The organism is Williamsia muralis, from assembly GCF_051487485.1.
GTDB lineage: Bacteria > Actinomycetota > Actinomycetes > Mycobacteriales > Mycobacteriaceae > Williamsia > Williamsia muralis_B.
In genome coordinates this window covers 598,411-614,372 of sequence record NZ_JAHVCV010000001.1, presented here as the reverse complement: position 1 = coordinate 614,372, position 15,962 = coordinate 598,411, and the positions used below count along the sequence as shown (strand labels likewise).

General features: G+C 64.0%; 16 protein-coding genes. 13 read left to right on the top strand and 3 right to left on the bottom strand.

Features of this window, described 5'->3' with window-relative positions:
• Positions 1–5: 5 nt before the first annotated feature.
• From KXR83_RS03045 to KXR83_RS03030, 4 genes are all read left to right on the top strand, one after another.
• Entirely contained in the window at positions 6–818 is an 813-nt protein-coding gene (locus tag KXR83_RS03045) for a CPBP family intramembrane glutamic endopeptidase (RefSeq protein WP_437423531.1), read from the top strand.
• A 39-nt stretch (positions 819–857) separates the two neighbouring features.
• Positions 858–2,246: an LCP family protein gene (locus KXR83_RS03040; protein ID WP_437423530.1), complete on the top strand. Its 1,389-nt coding sequence runs from the start codon at positions 858–860 to the stop codon at positions 2,244–2,246.
• A 44-nt stretch (positions 2,247–2,290) separates the two neighbouring features.
• A complete protein-coding gene (locus KXR83_RS03035; protein ID WP_437423529.1) occupies positions 2,291–2,941 on the top strand; it encodes an MSMEG_1061 family FMN-dependent PPOX-type flavoprotein in 651 nt (216 codons plus the stop codon).
• Positions 2,942–3,024: 83 nt separating this feature from the next.
• On the top strand, positions 3,025–3,654 hold the full coding sequence (locus KXR83_RS03030; RefSeq protein ID WP_437423528.1) for a dihydrofolate reductase family protein: 630 nt from the start codon (positions 3,025–3,027) through the stop codon (positions 3,652–3,654).
• A 47-nt stretch (positions 3,655–3,701) separates the two neighbouring features.
• Here the strand turns inward: KXR83_RS03030 and KXR83_RS03025 are convergent, their stop codons facing one another.
• Entirely contained in the window at positions 3,702–5,039 is a 1,338-nt protein-coding gene (locus KXR83_RS03025; RefSeq protein WP_437423527.1) for an FAD-binding oxidoreductase, read from the bottom strand.
• 118 nt (positions 5,040–5,157) lie between these two features.
• On the opposite strand from KXR83_RS03025, the gene KXR83_RS03020 reads away from it, so the two are divergent.
• From KXR83_RS03020 to KXR83_RS03000, 5 genes are all read left to right on the top strand, one after another.
• Complete coding sequence (locus tag KXR83_RS03020; RefSeq protein WP_437423526.1) at positions 5,158–6,069, top strand: sigma-70 family RNA polymerase sigma factor; 912 nt, start codon at positions 5,158–5,160, stop codon at positions 6,067–6,069.
• Positions 6,070–6,197: 128 nt separating this feature from the next.
• On the top strand, positions 6,198–7,232 hold the full coding sequence (locus tag KXR83_RS03015) for a D-isomer specific 2-hydroxyacid dehydrogenase family protein (RefSeq protein WP_437423525.1): 1,035 nt from the start codon (positions 6,198–6,200) through the stop codon (positions 7,230–7,232).
• Positions 7,225–8,265, top strand: a complete 1,041-nt coding sequence (vanA, locus tag KXR83_RS03010) for a D-alanine--(R)-lactate ligase (protein WP_437423524.1) — start codon at positions 7,225–7,227, stop codon at positions 8,263–8,265. The genes KXR83_RS03015 and vanA overlap by 8 nt, the downstream gene beginning before the upstream one ends.
• Positions 8,262–8,870 (top strand): D-Ala-D-Ala dipeptidase VanX, encoded by a 609-nt coding sequence (gene vanX, locus KXR83_RS03005; RefSeq protein WP_437423523.1) that lies wholly within the window; start codon positions 8,262–8,264, stop codon positions 8,868–8,870. Before vanA ends, vanX begins: the two co-directional genes overlap by 4 nt.
• Positions 8,871–8,881: 11 nt before the next feature.
• Positions 8,882–9,991, top strand: coding sequence for a UDP-N-acetylglucosamine--N-acetylmuramyl-(pentapeptide) pyrophosphoryl-undecaprenol N-acetylglucosamine transferase (locus KXR83_RS03000; protein ID WP_437423522.1), 1,110 nt, complete (start codon positions 8,882–8,884; stop codon positions 9,989–9,991).
• 10 nt (positions 9,992–10,001) lie between these two features.
• Here the strand turns inward: KXR83_RS03000 and KXR83_RS02995 are convergent, their stop codons facing one another.
• Both KXR83_RS02995 and KXR83_RS02990 read right to left on the bottom strand, forming a co-directional pair.
• A complete protein-coding gene (locus tag KXR83_RS02995; RefSeq protein ID WP_437423521.1) occupies positions 10,002–11,114 on the bottom strand; it encodes a sensor histidine kinase in 1,113 nt (370 codons plus the stop codon).
• The gene (locus KXR83_RS02990) at positions 11,107–11,802 is read right to left on the bottom strand and encodes a response regulator transcription factor (protein ID WP_437423520.1); all 696 of its coding nucleotides are present in this window, start codon (positions 11,800–11,802) and stop codon (positions 11,107–11,109) included. Before KXR83_RS02990 ends, KXR83_RS02995 begins: the two co-directional genes overlap by 8 nt.
• 86 nt (positions 11,803–11,888) lie before the next feature.
• Between KXR83_RS02990 and KXR83_RS02985 the strand changes: the two genes are divergently transcribed.
• From KXR83_RS02985 to KXR83_RS02970, 4 genes are all read left to right on the top strand, one after another.
• Positions 11,889–12,389: a D-alanyl-D-alanine carboxypeptidase family protein gene (locus tag KXR83_RS02985; protein ID WP_437423519.1), complete on the top strand. Its 501-nt coding sequence runs from the start codon at positions 11,889–11,891 to the stop codon at positions 12,387–12,389.
• Positions 12,390–12,579: 190 nt separating this feature from the next.
• Positions 12,580–13,524, top strand: a complete 945-nt coding sequence (locus KXR83_RS02980; protein ID WP_437423518.1) for a manganese catalase family protein — start codon at positions 12,580–12,582, stop codon at positions 13,522–13,524.
• A gap of 633 nt (positions 13,525–14,157) precedes the next feature.
• Complete coding sequence (locus tag KXR83_RS02975; RefSeq protein ID WP_437423517.1) at positions 14,158–15,174, top strand: NAD(P)/FAD-dependent oxidoreductase; 1,017 nt, start codon at positions 14,158–14,160, stop codon at positions 15,172–15,174.
• A gap of 32 nt (positions 15,175–15,206) precedes the next feature.
• The gene (locus KXR83_RS02970) at positions 15,207–15,953 is read left to right on the top strand and encodes a GNAT family N-acetyltransferase (RefSeq protein WP_437423516.1); all 747 of its coding nucleotides are present in this window, start codon (positions 15,207–15,209) and stop codon (positions 15,951–15,953) included.
• The last annotated feature ends 9 nt before the right edge of the window (positions 15,954–15,962 follow it).

Here is a 15,962-nt window from a genome sequence, read left to right as displayed (position 1 = left end):
ACCGGGTGAACCTGCGCCCGTGGCTACAGCCGACACGACCGGCGCAGCCGGAGGTGATCACCGATCCCCGTCAGAGACGCGCGATCGGTATCGAGATCACGATCGTCCTCGTCCTCACCTTCGGGTTGTCGGGAGCAAAATCTCTGGTCTCGATCATCGAGACCGCCATGTCCGAGCGCGGGGTGGGCGGCAGTGCCGTCGCACTGAACAACAGCGCATCCGATCTCGGTCTCATCGACTTCTTCTACCAACTGCTCGATGCCTGCAAACTGTTCGGTATCGCCGCACTGGCGGTGTATCTGATCTGGCGTGCCGGGGTTCCCTTGGCACGCATCGGTTTTCCGCGCATCAAGGCGCGGTTCGATCTGCCACTGGGGATCGGGCTGGCCGCACTGATCGGGATACCCGGCCTGGGTCTCTACGTTGTCGCAAGGGCTTTGGACCTCAACGTCCAGGTTCTCCCGTCGAATCTCGACGAGACATTCTGGAGATTGCCGATGTTGGTGTTCGCGGCGATCGGCAACGCGGCCGCCGAAGAGTTCCTCGTGGTGGCCTACATCATCACCCGGCTGCGACAACTCGGATGGAGCGAGAACCGCAGCCTTCTTTTCTCTGCCGTGCTGCGCGGTAGCTATCACCTCTACCAAGGTGTCGGCGGTGGAGTCGGCAACGTCGTCATGGGCCTCGTCTACGGCCGCATATTCCAGCGGACCAATCGAGTGTGGCCGCTGGTCATCGGGCATGCGCTCATCGATACCGTCGCCTTTGTCGGGTACGCGCTGTTGAAGGACCACCTCGGGTGGCTGGAAGCGAATTGAGTCGCGTTCTGCTCTGCGTTCTTCAGTAGAGTCTGTGCAATGACTGACCAGGACGAGCCGTTCATCCGCCGCCCAGGCGGCGCGGGACGTCCCCGTCAGGGACAACCGCCTCAGCCCGGTGGGCCTACGCGGCGGATGGTCCCGGGCCCCGGTGATGGCCAACCCAGCGGAAGGCCTGGGCCGGTTCCCGGGCGCCCACCACAGCAGGACCCATTCCGCGGACGTGTCCCAGGGCAGGGTCCGCCGCGTCAGGCCCCACCTCCCGCCGGACCACCGCGGTCGCCTCAGGGTCCACCACCCCAACGCCCGCAGGACAACTATCAGCCCGCCCGCGCGTGGTCGGAGTCCGGCGCCCCCGAGACCCGAACGTCACGACCTGCTCAGGGACCACCCCCGGTGGTCGCCTACAACCGGCCACGGCAACCTCCGCGCGATCCGGGGCATCGTCGTCCCGACCGTGCGGTCCCGCCACCACCGCCCCGCCGCCGCAGACGGCTGCCGATCGTGCGCACCGCCCTGGTCCTGCTGCTGGTGATGGTGCTGGGCACCGTCGGCCTGCTCGTCTACTTCGACACCAAACTCAATCGCGTCGACGCCCTGTCCAACTACGAGGGTCGGGTCGCGAGCAGCGCCGGCACCAACTGGCTGCTGGTCGGCTCTGATTCCCGCGCCGACCTCAGTGAGGCCGAGCGTCAGGCCCTCTCGACAGGTGACAGCGAGGGCTCTCGCACAGACACGATCATGCTGGTCCATTTCGGCTCCGGCGGTAAGCCGATGATCGTCTCCATCCCCCGTGACCTCTATGTCGACATCCCCGGTCAGGGTTCACACAAGGTGAACGCTGCCTTCAACCTGGGCGGCCCGAAGTTGTTGGTACAGACCATCGAGACCAACACAGGTCTGCGGATCGACCACTATGCGGAGATCGGCTTCGGCGGATTCGACAAGATGGTGGACGCAGTTGGCGGTATCGAGATGTGTCTCGACGCCCCGATCAACGACCCGCTCGCCGGTATCGATCTCAAGGCCGGTTGCCAGACACTCAACGGCCGCGAGGCCCTGGGGTTCGTCCGCACCCGCGCATTCGCGAACGCCGACCTCGAGCGTGTGGTGAACCAGCGAAAGTTCATGGCAGCGCTGATGAAAAAGGCAACCAGCGCCTCGACGATCCTGAACCCATTCCGCTTTTGGCCCTTGGTGAACGGGACCGTGAGCTCACTGACGGTCGACAACGGCGACCACATATGGCATCTCGCACGGCTCGCGTGGGCGCTGCGCAGCGACCCGGTCACGGTGACCACTCCCAACGGTGGGTCGGTCTTCACCGATGACGGTGACTCACTTGCCTGGGGCGACAACACCACGGCGTTCTTCGCGGCCATCGCAGACGGCAAAGAGGTTCCGCCCGAACTGATCCAGACAGGCTGATCCTCGACATGGATCAATCCGATTATCGAAAGGGCGTTTCTGCCATGACATCGACATCAGATGGGTCCGCCGCCACAGGACGTCCGAGCCGTATGTCGCATGACCGGGTCAGGGAGTTGATCGGTGAGCCCGCCGGCCTGGCGGTGACAAAAGTGCAGCGCACCATCGACCCCAACTTCCGCCGGTTCATCGCGCGTTCGCCGTTCCTGTGCATGGCCACCTCCAACAGCGACGGATCCGCCGACTGCTCTCCACGCGGCGACCAGCCAGGATTTGTGAAGGTTCTCGACGACACCACCATCGCCATCCCCGACCGCATCGGCAACAAGCGGATCGATTCGTTCGAGAACATCTTGTCGCGCCCCGGCATCGGTCTCATCTTTCTTGTGCCCGGACATCGCGAGACCCTGCGTATCAACGGGAATGGCTACCTGACCGAGGATCCCGACGTCCTGCCTCAACTCGCGGCCAGAGACAAAACCCCCGAACTCGCTCTCATCGTCGAGGTCGACGAGGCATATCTGCACTGTGGCAGGGCCATTCTGCGATCCAAGTTGTGGGACCCCGCGAGTCTTGCGTCACCGGGAGAGGTACCGACCACCGGCGAGATCATGGCCGCTCAGTTGCATCGCGATGAGGCCACCGCGCACCGCATCGACGAGGACATCGAGGTCGCCTACCAGACCCTGTACTGACGTCCCGGGATCGTCGCCGATGAGTTCGGACGAGTTGCAGTGTCTACCCTTCGTCGGCCAGATCACTTCATCGGGAGTACACCATGGGCAAGATATACCTGGAATTGTTCGCAACCCTCGACCTCGTCGGGCAGGCCCCCGGCGGACCCGACGAGGACCCGATCGGGTTCCCGTTCGGTGGCTGGCAGGCGCCACTGTTCGACGAGGTCGCAGGGGGACAGGTCGGCGCTGCTTACGAGGGCACCGACGCCCTTCTTCTCGGCCGACGGACCTACGACATCTTCGCTGCACATTGGCCTCATCAGGAGGAAGGCCCCGACAACGAGATCGCCACGTTGTTCAACCGCATCCCCAAGTACGTCGCCTCACGCGGCAAGCCGGACCTCTCGTGGGCAGGCTCTTCTCAACTCGGGCCGAATCTGTCCGATGCGGTGAACGAGATCCGTGAGCGGCACGAGAACATCAAGGTCGTCGGAAGCCTGAACCTGGTACAGACCCTGTTGCGCGACAGACTCTTCGACCGGATCGATCTGTGGCTGCACCCCATCATGCTCGGAGTCGGGAAGAAGATCTTCGACGGCGGTGCCGTTCCCACCAATCTCACCCTCGTCGAACCACCGGCAGCGGGGCCTCGCGGCACCGTCTATCTGCGCTATGAACTCGCCGATGGAACTCCCGGAACCGGTGACATGGCCGCGGATCGCAGTGCCTGACAATGGGTTTGACACGCACCCTGAGAGACATTTCGCTGCTGCAGTGGTCATTCACCGGCGGTCACCGAGTCGAGCACGCTGAAGTTCCCCCGGATGACCCGCTCGGGATCGCGCTGCGTCTTCAGTAGCCTGAGGCGCTCGATCGATGCGGCCGGAAGAGCGTCGGTCAGGTCTTCGGACGGGTTGAGAAATGTGACCGGTTTGCGTCCGCTGATGGGCAGCGAGTTCGCCACAGCCGCTTGCTTGTTCGCTATGGATTCCGAGACCTCAGCGGTTGCGGGAACGCCGAACATGTAGACGGCGTACGGCTCCACCAGTGGTCCGTGCGGACTGTCGCTCGGTTGTGCCAACGCTCCCCCGAGATGCCGGACCTGCACGCTCATGAGTGGAGCAATCGGTTCAGCGAGCAGGGCATCGAGCGCGTTGTCGTCGAGCGCCATGAGGAGTTCGGCACGTGACCGTCCGGGACCCGGATCGGTCGGTTCCGCCGTGATCGACCCCAGGTTTGCCGCGCTCATCACTGCGCGGGTGTCCGACAGAGGTGCCGGCAGATCATCCGTCTGGCTCATCAGACTGCGCGCGGTGGCCTCGTCACCCAAGAAGGTGGAATCAATCGCGATCAACGGGTCCGCACCGGGAAAGCTCAGCAGCTCCAGCCACAGACTCAGCGCATCCGGCGCCTTCTCTGTCATCTCGCGGTAGACCTCGGCGACCTGGCGGGCGTGGGTCGCAGGCCAGAGTTGGCGTCCGCCGAATACCCGTGGCGCGGGATGCAGTTGCAGCTCCAGGGCCGTGACGATCGCGAGATCGCCTCCACCCCCCCGCAGCGCCCAGAACAGGTCAGGGTCTGCGGACGGCGTGACACGGCGCGCGTTGCCGTCGGCCTCCACCACGTCGAAGGCGCGCACGCTGTCGGCCATCCAGCCGAACGACCGACCGAACCAGCTCAGTCCGCCTCCGAGCGCCGCGCCCGTCACGGTCACCACGGGTGAACTACCGGGCAGAGCGGTGAGGCCGTGCGCCGCGGCCGCTCGTTGCAGGTCGCCTGAGCGCACACCGGCACCGATTCGGGCAATCATGGTGGTCGGGTCGATGTCGATCGAGTTCAGATGGCCGGTTCGGAGCAGGATGGATCCCGCTGTGCGGCCGGTCGCGCCGTGACCGCTCGGCTGGGTGGCGATCGACAGCTTCCTCGAACTCGCAAGTCGCACAAGGGCAACGACATCAGCGGCATCCGCCGCTTCGACAACGGCGGAGACGTCCTGGTCGACGGCCAGGTTCCATGGGCGTCGAACGTCATCGAATCCGGAATCGGTGGGGACCCAGACACGCCCACGGATGTTTGATCGCAACTCTTCGGTGATCGGTGAGGGAAGTATGGTCACGGTGGCTCCTTCAGCGAGGTGATCCTGGCGGTACCGAGCAGGCATCAGCACCTGTCTCACCTCCCAGTCGAGCGAGCCGAACAAAACGTGACACGCAGCCGGCAAAAGGAGCCCCGTGGTGCCTGATCAGTCTCAGCACACCCTCGATGCCGTGGCCGAGCAGTTCGTCGTCCATCGGCCCAAGCTGTATGCCATCGCCTACCGGACACTGGGTTCGCCCTGGAGCGCCGACGACGCGGTGCAGGAAGCCTGGCTGCGGCTGCAGCGCAGCGACGTGACTGCCATCGACAATCTCGGGGCCTGGCTCACGACCGTCATCTCCCGGGTGTGCATCGACATGATCCGGCAGCGGGTGGCGTGGCGCGAAGACCTCGACAATGAACACGCCTGGGACAACGAGACCTCCGACCACGCGCCGGTCACCGGTGATCCTGCGGGCAGCGCAATGCGGTCCGAGGAGCTAGCGGTGGCCATGCAGGCGGTTCTCGACACACTCGGCCCACTCGAGCGGCTCGCGCTGGTACTCCACGACGTTTTCGCGCTGACCTACGACGACATCGCGCCCATCGTCGAACGCACCCCCACCAATGCCCGCCAACTCGCGTCGCGCGCACGAGCCCGCCTCAGAGCGCTGGATCTCGACAGTCTGCGCGACCGCCAGGAAACAGCCATCGACGCGTTCCTCTCGGCCGCACGCAGCGGAGAGTTCGGAGACCTCCTGCAACTGCTCGACCCGGACATCGAACTCCGAAGCGACGATGCCGCCGTCGACCTCGCTGCCGACGGCGCAGAGTTCGGTGCCCCGCTGCTCACCAAGAGCGTTCGCGGTGGGGACGCCGTGGCACGAGTGTTCGCCGGCCGTGCCGAACTGACCAGATTGGTCTACGTCGACGGCGTTCCGGCTGCGGCCTACGTGGCAGACGGCGTCGTCCAGGCGGTGTACCTCATCACATTCCACTCGGACCGCATCGCCCGACTGGACGTCCTCGCACGTGCCGGCCGTCTGGCCGACCTGCAGGTCAGTCTCTGACTTAGGCAATATCGCCTGTTTCGCAGCTGCCGGGCTGATGCCGCGGCTGCGGCCGACACGCGCACATATCGTCGGCGTATCGATTTCCTCATACGCTCTGGCAACACCCGCCTGTCTTGACTGTGGGCATGCCCTACAGCAAATCAGTAGAACAAGCGGTCCGCCGGCCGACGCCGGTGGGTTCGTCTACGAAGGCTGCGCCGTGCGTCGAAATCACGGTGTACGGCTGTGAGCACGACGAAGCACGCCTCTTCGAAGAGATGGCGCTCGAGCTGGGTGTGGCCATGACCGTCACGGCAGCAACGGTTTCCACCTCCAACGCAGCACTGGCAGAGGGGACTCGCTGCATCAGCATCGGGCACAAGACACCGGTGTCGAACCCCACCTTGGTGACACTCAGCCAGGCCGGTGTGGAGTACATCTCCACCCGGAGCATCGGTTACAACCATCTGGACGTCGAATACGCTCGGCGACTAGGCATCTCGGTCGGTAATGTCAGCTACTCCCCCGACAGCGTCGCGGACTACGCCGTGATGCTGATGTTGATGTCCGTGCGGGATGCGAAGTCGGTCATCAGACGCACAGACGTCAGCGACTACCGATTGAGTGAGGTTCGCGGTCGAGAACTGCGCGACATGACCGTGGGGGTGATCGGCACCGGCCGCATCGGCAGCGCCGTCATGAATCGACTGCGAGGCTTCGGTAGCCGCATCCTGGCCTACGACACCCGGCCCACGGTTGGCTTCGATTACGTCGACCTCGACGAACTGGTGCAGCAGAGCGACATCATCACCCTGCACACACCGCTCGACGCGGGAACACACCACCTCCTCGATCGCGAACGAATCGGCCGGATGAAGCGCGGCGCGTACATCGTGAACACCGGCCGCGGTTCGCTCATCGACACCGAGGCGCTCGTTGGTGCGCTGGAGAGGGGCGACCTCGGTGGCGCGGCCCTCGATGTGGTGGAGGGTGAGGAGGGGATCTTCTACGCGGACTGCAGAACTCGATCGCTCGGGCGCACCATGCTATCGCGTCTGCAGAGGATGCCGAACGTGATAGTCAGCCCGCACACCGCCTACTACACCGACCACGCGCTGCGCGACACGGTCGAGAACTCCATCGTCAACTGCTTGAGATTCGAGAGGGAACATCGTGCCTAGGTTGCGGATCGGAATCATCTTCGGCGGATGTTCCGAGGAACACCCCGTCTCCGTCAAGTCCGCGCAGGAGGTGGCCAAGCACATGGACCTGGCAAATTATGAGCCCTTCTACATCGGCATCACCAGAAGTGGCGCCTGGCGACTGTGCGATAGCCCTGAGCATGCTTGGGAGACCCGCGATTCCCGACCGGCGCTGCTGTCGCCCGACCGAGGCGTCCACGGGTTGCTGGTCCTGAACAACGGACGCTACGAGATCGTGGGTCTGGATTTGGTGCTTCCCGTTCTGCACGGCACGCTCGGCGAGGACGGGGCCATCCAAGGACTGCTCGAACTATCCGGTATTCCCTACCTTGGCTGCGACATCCAGAGCTCAGCCCTCTGTATGGACAAATCACTCGCGTACACGGTCGCGAGAAGCGCGGGAATCGCCACGCCGAACTTCTGGGTTGTCGGTGCGGGGGAAGACGTCGACGCCGATCAACTCCCCTACCCTGTCTTCGTCAAACCGGCGCGCTCCGGGTCGTCGTTCGGCGTCACCAAAGTGCGACGTCCAGCCGAACTCGCCGATGCCATTGACGCTGCACGCCAATATGATTCGAAGACTCTCATCGAGGAGGCAGTTCTCGGCAGCGAGGTCGGCTGCGCCATGCTGGGTACCGGCGCCGACGTGATCGTCGGTGAGGTCGACCAGATCACGTTGTCGGACGGCTTCTTTCGAATACACCAAGAGGCGAATCCGGAAAGTAGGTCGGAAAACTCGACGGTCACCGTTCCCGCGAACATATCCGCCGAGTCGCGAGCACGTGTGCAAGAGACAGCGAAGTCCATCTACTGCGCCTTGGGCTGCCGGGGGCTGTCCCGCGTCGACATGTTCCTCACCGATGGTGGTCAGGTGATCCTCAACGAGGTCAACACCCTGCCCGGCCTGACCTCATACAGCCGCTACCCGAGAATGATGGCCGCTGCCGGCATGCCGTTGTCCGACGTGATCGACCACATGGTCTCCACAACGATGGCCGGTGCGCTCTCATGAACGCCGATTTCGTCTACGTCGATGAGTTCGTGTCCGGCATACGTTGGGACGCCAAATACGCAACGTGGGACAACTTCACCGGCAAGCCCGTGGACGGGTACCTCGCCAATCGGATAGTCGGCACGCGAGCCCTGTGCTCGGCCCTCGAGCAGGTGAGGGACAAGGCCGCATCCCTCGGGTTCGGCCTGCTGCTCTGGGACGGCTACCGCCCTCAGTGCGCCGTCGACTGCTTCGTCCGCTGGGCACAGCAGCCGGATGACGCGGAGACGAAATCGCGGTACCACCCCAACATCAGCAGAACCGAGATGTTCGAAAACGGTTATGTGGCCTACAAATCGGGCCACAGCCGCGGTAGCACCACCGACCTGACGCTGTACCACCTGGACACCGGCGAACTGGCTGCCATGGGTGGCGGGCATGACCTGATGGATCCCATCTCGCATCATGGCGCGCCCGGGACCACAGCCGCCGCGGCCAGGAATCGCGAGTGTTTGCGCGCCCTCATGGAGGCGTGCGACTTCGCCTCGTACGACAGTGAGTGGTGGCATTACACACTGAGGGACGAGCCCTACCCCGACACCTACTTCGACTTCCCCATCACGTGACGAACGGCTCGGTGCCCAGACCGCATGTTGTTGTGGCCGGCGGACATTCAGCCGGTCACATCGAGCCGATGTTGAACTTCGCCGACGCGCTCCGCCGCCTGGAACCCACTGCCGACATCACGTCGCTCGGTACAACTCGCGGACTCGACACAACCCTGATCCCGTCACGCGGATACCCGCTAGAACTCATCCCGCCGGTTCCGCTACCCCGCCGAGTGAACCGCGCGCTGCTGAACCTGCCGGCAAGGCTGTGCGCGTCGGTACGGTCTACGGGAGCGGTCCTCGACAGGGTCCACGCGGAGGTTCTTGTGGGTTTCGGCGGATACGTCTCCGCCCCGGCATACCTGGCCGCACGCATGCGTGGTCTCGCGATCGTTGTGCACGAGGCGAACGCCCAGCCCGGCACGGCCAACCGGTTGGGCGCCCGCCTCACGACACATGTGTTCACCGCCGCGCCCGGTGTTCGCCTACCACACGCCAAGGTCATCGGAATACCGCTGCGTCCGGCCATATCTCAACTCGATCGTCTCAGTCTGCGCGACACGGCCCGTCGCCGATTCGGCCTGCGAACCGACCTGCCGGTCCTGATGGTGACCGGCGGATCCCAAGGTGCCGACACCATCAATGCGGCGATCTCCGGTGCGGCCCCCTCACTCCGGGCACACGGTGTGCAGGTACTGCACATCACAGGACCTCAGCGTCGGGTCGATATTCCCGGTGGCGACTCCGAGGGCGCACCCTATGTCGTTGTTCCGTATGTCGATGACATGCAATATGCCTATGCTGCGGCTGATTTCGTGATCTGCCGTTCAGGCGCCATGACATGCGCAGAGTTGGGCGCCGTCGGCCTACCAGCAGCGTACGGACCGCTGCCGTTGCGCGGGGGCGAGCAGCGGTTGAACGCAGCGCCGGTTGTGTCGGCCGGCGGCGCGATAGAGGTCAAAGACGCGCGCCTCGACGCGACCTGGATCGAGACCACGTTGATCCCGGTGCTCACGAATCCCGTCCGACTCAAGGCGATGTCGGACCAGGCATCGGCATCAGGCGTACCAGATGCCGACGTGGTGCTCGCCCGCCATGTGCTGCATATCGTCGCCGACCGACGCACCTCGACGATGTGAAAGGAGCACCTCACTTGGTGACGCGCTCACCTGCCGCGGGCAATCGGACAATGACGCGCAGGCCTCCGGCCGGCCGCGGCGTCAGGGTCAGCGTTCCGTCGTGTGCATGGGCGATGCTCTTGACGATGGCCAGACCGAGGCCGACCCCCGCGTGGCCGTCCCGAACACGGGCGGTGCCCCGCTGGAATGGCTCGGTGATCGTGGAAACCGCTTGGGCGGTGAGCTTGTCGCCGGTGTTGTCCACCGTGAGCACAACCGCGTCGGGCCCGACACTCGTGCTGACCCACACCGTGCCCGCATCGGACAGGTTGTGAACGATCGCGTTGTGAACCAGGTTGGTCACCATCTGGAGCAGAAGTGCGTGTGAACCGGTGGTGGTAGCGATGTCGCCGACGGTCTCGATGGTCAGTCCACGTTCTTCTGCAAGGGGGAGAAGGGTTTCGACGGCTTCCTCGGCGATGAGGGACAAGTCGACGTGGTCCCGGCTGAACACGCGCTGGTCGGCACGGCTGAGCAGAAGAAGCGCTTCGGTGAGATCTATCGCCCTCGAGTTGACAAAATAGAGGCGGTCGATCAGTTCTGCGGTGTCACGGTTCGGGTCGCTGCGTGCCACATCGAGAAGGGTCTGTGTGATCGCCAGCGGAGTGCGCAGCTCATGAGAAGCGTTGGCGGCGAACCGTTGCTGTTCCGCGACGTGTGCTTCGAGTCGGGCGAGCATTGCGTCGAAGCTGTCGGCGAGTTCGCGGAACTCATCGTTGCGGCCCTCGAGGGCAACCCGGTGGGACAGTGACCCACCCGCGGTCAGTCGGGTGGCGGTGGTGATCCGCGTCAGCGGTGCCAACATGTGTCCGGCGAGGATCCAGCCTCCCACGAGGCCGAACACGAGCAGGAACGCCATCGCGGCGGCCGCCTTGGGTATGAAAGCGTCCTCCAGGTCGGAGCGGTCGGGGCCGGACCCCGGCATCCTCGGCATGCCGCCCGGATTCACATCGGTCACCTCCGGTACGTAGCGCAGCAGGAACACCCGCACTGCACCGAGCAGCAGAACTCCCGCCAGCATGAGGAACCCGGCATAGCTGAGAGTGAGTTTGAGTCGGACACTCAACCCGGGCTTCCTATCCACGTCCTTCTCCTACGTCGTCCGTGCCGGCCGCCGTGTCTATCCGATATCCGACTCCTGGCACGGTGGCGACGAGCCAGGGTTCACCAAGCCGCTTCCGTAGTCCCGAGACCGTGATCCGCACGGCATTGGTGAAGGGGTCGGCATTCTCGTCCCATGCCCGCTCCAGAAGTTCTTCGGCGCTGACCACACCTCCTTCAGCGGTCACGAGCACTTCGAGCACAGCAAATTGCTTGCGGGTCAACGCCACATATCGGCCGTCGCGGTAGACCTCACGGCGGAATGCGTCCACGCGCAACCCGGCGATCTCCCGTACGGGTGGCCTGTTACGTGTCCTCCTGCGGTCGAGCGCTCGGAGCCGGAGCACGAGCTCCTTCAATTCGAACGGCTTGGTGAGGTAGTCGTCGGCGCCCAGTTCGAACCCGGTTGTCTTGTCGTCGAGCCGGTCAGCCGCCGTCAGCATCAAGATCGGCATCCCGCTGCCGGAAGCGACGATGCTCTCGGCGATCTCATCGCCGGACGGCCCGGGGATGTCGCGGTCGAGCACAGCGATGTCATAGGAGTTGATGCTCAACAACTCGAGAGCGGTGTCGCCATCGCCGGCAGTATCGGCGGCAATCGCCTCCAGGCGCAGCCCATCCCGGATGGCCTCTGCCATCAACGGTTCGTCCTCGACCACCAAAACACGCATCCGTTGATGCTACGAGCCGGCGCATATCGTGGGCATACCGAAAAGTACATACACGCTGGCAACACGGCAGTTTCTTCACTGGGAGCATGACCCGCACCGCACCGGCACTTACCAGCGCGACGACCGGCCACCGCGTCCTGTCCGAGGATGACGGAGTCCTGCCCCCAGGCACCTCCGTGTTCGACGACCACCTCCCGGGTGTGGCCAACGTCCACCGCGCACTCCTCCTTGCTGTTCGCAGAGCGGCCGTCGACGCGGCAGCCGAGGGCATCGACTTCCGGGTCAACAGCGGTTGGCGTTCTCCGGCCTATCAGGCGCAGCTCCTTCGGGACGCGGTCTCGAAGTCCGGCTCGCGCGCGAAGGCAGCACGGTGGGTCGCCACGCCGGAGAGGTCGGCGCATGTCTCCGGAGACGCCATCGACATCGGACCCCCGCGCGGGCCGCGGCGTGGCTGTCCACACACGGTGCACGGTATGGATTGTGCCAAATCTATCGGAACGAGCCGTGGCACTTCGAATTGCGCCTCGACGCAATTGAGAACGGCTCCCCCGCAATGTATCCGGACCCCACGTACGACCCGCGGTTGAACGCTTGACATCCCTAATACGGACACGTCGGTTTGATCTGAAATTACGTGGGTACTAGAGGACTGACCGGTTGCTCCGAATGCGGTGGGCGAATACAAAGACGCCGTTGCCGCCCGCTTTGAGTCGGTGAACAAATGCATTCTGTCTATGTTTTCCGGTCGTTTCACCGAAATAATCTTGAGGAGAAATCGTGTACTTGCACACACAGCAGTTGATCAATGAAATCGCCATCGACGAGCCCGATCCCGCAGCCGCGAACGCGCTGCAAGAGGGTCTGGGTGGTCAGTTCGGCGAGATGCGCACGATGATGCAGTACCTCTTCCAGTCCATGAACTTCCGCGGCGATGCGTCGTCCAAGGCGTACAAAGACCTGCTCCAAGGTGTGGGGACCGAGGAGATCAGCCACGTAGAGCTGATCGGAACCACCATTTCTCGTCTTCTGGACGGTTCGCCCGAGTACAACGGCAAGAAGACCGACCCCGTCGACAAGCCCGGCGCCAAGGGCGCGACGCCGCTGAAGATCGCTCTCGACACCAGCAATATCCACCATTACCTGGTGGGCGCACAGGGTGCGCTTCCGGTGGACGCCGCAGGCAACCCGTGGTTGGGGTCGTACGTCTACAACAGCGGAAACCTGGTCCTCGACCTGCTGTACAACCTGATGTTGGAGTCGACCGGTCGACTGCAGAAATGCCGGATCTACGAGATGACCGACAACAAAGCGGCGCGTTCGACGATTTCTTATCTGATCGTGCGCGATCAGGCCCACGAGAACGCTTTCGCCAAGGCGCTGGAAAGTCTCGGCGTGAACTGGGGCAAGGTGCTGCCGATCCCCAAGACGAACGCGGAATCGTTCCCGGAGGTCAAGAAGCTCCTCGACAAGGGTTTGCAGAGCATCCAGTACACCTTCAGCGCTGACGACCAGAGCGAAGCCGCCAAGCTCTACCGCGGCGCGTCGCCGTCGAACGACGGAACCGAACTGTCGACAGCCGTGATGCCCGAGGGCTTCCCCATGACCATCGCGCCGGAACGCAAGGAAGAGTTTGCACCCGGCCTCGACAAAGAACTGCTGGCGCTGATCCAGGCCACAGCCGAAGTCGAGATCGCTGCGGCGGACTCCCCCAAAATCAAGTAACCAGCACGACAAGACAGAGGCGACGCGGTGTTCACCGCGTCGCCTTTTGTCGTTGGGGGTGGGGTACTGGTCGACGCTCGGTCTGCAGACCGCGCGGAAGCGAGTTTCGCGAGCGGGCCTCGAGCTTCGCTCGCGGTACTGGCAGAAGCTCGGCCTGCAGACCGAGCGCACACGAGTTTCGCTACCGAGCCGCGAGCTCCGCTCGCGATACCGGCCAACGCTCGGTCTGCAGATAACGCATCGCCAAGTTTCCCGAGCTGGCCGCCGAGAGCGCTCGCCGTACCGGCAGAAGCTCGGCCTGCAGACGACGCGAGAGCGAGTTTCGCGAGCGGGCCGCCGAGAGCGCTCGCGGTACTGGCAGAAGCTCGGCCTACAGACCGAGCGCACACGAGTTTCATGACCGGGCCATCGAGCTCCGCTCGCGATACCGGCAGAATCTCGGCCTACAGACCGAGCATCGGCCGGTTTCCTGAGCTTCTTTGAAGGCGCGCCCGCGGTGGCGACACAAGCCCCGCCTACGAACAAAACAGTCACAAATTGCCAAACCAGCAAAATTACTTGCCGAATCCCCAAACCCTGAGTCACCCTGAAACCGTGCCCGTTGATAGGCGATGAGCACCTCAAGGAGGATTCATGAACTCGACTGACAACTTCTACGACGTGGTCGTCATCGGCGGCGGACCGGCTGGGCTGGGCGCAGCGACGACGCTGGCGCGGTCCCTTCGCACGGTCCTGGTCATCGACGGCGGCGAACCGCGCAACGCCAAGGCCGACGGGGCACACAATCTGCTCGGCAACGAGGGCATCTCACCACTCGAGCTGCTGGCCAAGGGACGAGGCGAAGCTGAGCACTACGGTGCGCAGATCAAGAGCGGCAGCGTGGCGGCGGTCCGACGTGACTCCGACGGTTTCGAGGTCGACTTCACCGACGGCCACACCGTCAACTGCCGCCGGCTCCTTCTGGCCACGGGCCTCATCGACGAACTCCCCGACATTCCCGGCGTGGCCGAGCTGTGGGGATCGAGTGTGCTGCACTGCCCGTACTGCCACGGCTGGGAAGTGCGCGGACGCAAGCTCGGGGTGCTCGGCACCGGAGCCATGAGCGTGCACCAGACGATGTTGTTCCGACAGCTCAGCGACAACGTCACCTTGTTCTTGCACGAGATGCCCGAGCCGAGCGAGAGCGAATGGTTGCAGCTCGCGGCCCTGAATGTGTCTGTGGTGCAGGGGAAAGTCACGCAGCTTGTCATCGAAGAAGGCACGTTGCGCGGAGTGGAGGTCGCCGGCGGACGACGTTTTGATGTCGAGGCCGTCACGGTCATGCCGCGGATGGTCGCACGAGCCGACGTCTACGAGCTGCTCGGCGGCAAGCTGTCCGACCACATGTCCGGTGGCCTCTACGTGGCGACCGACGAGATGGGTCGCACCGACATCGAAGGTGTCTGGGCTGCAGGCAATGTCACCGACCTCTCGGCAACGGTTGGGTCGTCGGCCGCCGGTGGGATGAAGGCCGCGGCCGCCATCAACTTCGACCTCATCTCCAGCGATGCGCAGGCAGCGGTCAAGGCCAGGGCGGCGTCGTTCTCACGGGAGATCGAGGCAGCGGTGACCACCAGGATCCTCGGCGATCGGCGCCACGGTGTGCACTGAACCCCACGGTGGGCGTCGTGCATACTCGCGAGGTGGCAGGCATTGAGAAGAGCACCAGCTCCACACCGGTGAGCGACATCGGCCCGCTGGCGGACCCAGTCGGCGAATCACTGCGACATCGTCACGCCCATCTCGCCCGCAGGTTCGGCCGGGCCAGCGCATACCTTTCTGGCGTCGCCACCTTTGCGGCCGTGGACAGCGAGCAAGACCCGCGCAGATGGGACGATCTCGCACAGCTACTCGGCCCAGGTGAGCTCGCCGACATGTTCAGTTCCACCGCCGCGCCGCCTAAAGATTGGGAGCCGGTGTTCGATCTCGACGGCTTCCAGATGATCTACGCGAAAGACGAGCCTAGAGCGCGCACAAGCGTCGACGTGGTCGAGTTGGGTTCGAAGGACGTGCCCGACATGCTCGACCTCGTCGCGCTGACCCGCCCGGGTCCTTTCTTCTCGCAGACCCCAGACATGGGCACCTACATCGGAATTCGTGAGAACGGCGCTTTGGTGGCAATGGCCGGCGAACGGCTGCGGCCACCGGGTTGGACTGAGATCAGTGCAGTCTGCACCGCCCCCGGGGCTCAAGGACGCGGCTACGCTTCTCAGCTCGTCACCGCGCTTGTCGCCGGCATCATGGCTCGCGGTGATCGGCCGTTCCTGCATGTGATCAAATCGAATACCGCTGCGGTCTCACTCTATGAACGACTCGGTTTCCGCATACGTGAACAGGTCACATTCCGGGGCTATCGGATACCGCCCGCACCGCACCCTCACGAGCAGTGACTCTCGGCA

Coding starts and splice junctions, on each gene's coding strand:
- KXR83_RS03040 (WP_437423530.1), top strand. CDS start 858: ATGACTGACCAGGACGAGCCGTTCATCCGCCGCCCAGGCGGCGCGGGA.
- KXR83_RS03035 (WP_437423529.1), top strand. CDS start 2,291: ATGACATCGACATCAGATGGGTCCGCCGCCACAGGACGTCCGAGCCGT.
- KXR83_RS03030 (WP_437423528.1), top strand. CDS start 3,025: ATGGGCAAGATATACCTGGAATTGTTCGCAACCCTCGACCTCGTCGGG.
- KXR83_RS03015 (WP_437423525.1), top strand. CDS start 6,198: ATGCCCTACAGCAAATCAGTAGAACAAGCGGTCCGCCGGCCGACGCCG.
- vanX (WP_437423523.1), top strand. CDS start 8,262: ATGAACGCCGATTTCGTCTACGTCGATGAGTTCGTGTCCGGCATACGT.
- KXR83_RS02990 (WP_437423520.1), bottom strand. CDS start 11,802: ATGCGTGTTTTGGTGGTCGAGGACGAACCGTTGATGGCAGAGGCCATC.
- KXR83_RS02985 (WP_437423519.1), top strand. CDS start 11,889: ATGACCCGCACCGCACCGGCACTTACCAGCGCGACGACCGGCCACCGC.
- KXR83_RS02975 (WP_437423517.1), top strand. CDS start 14,158: ATGAACTCGACTGACAACTTCTACGACGTGGTCGTCATCGGCGGCGGA.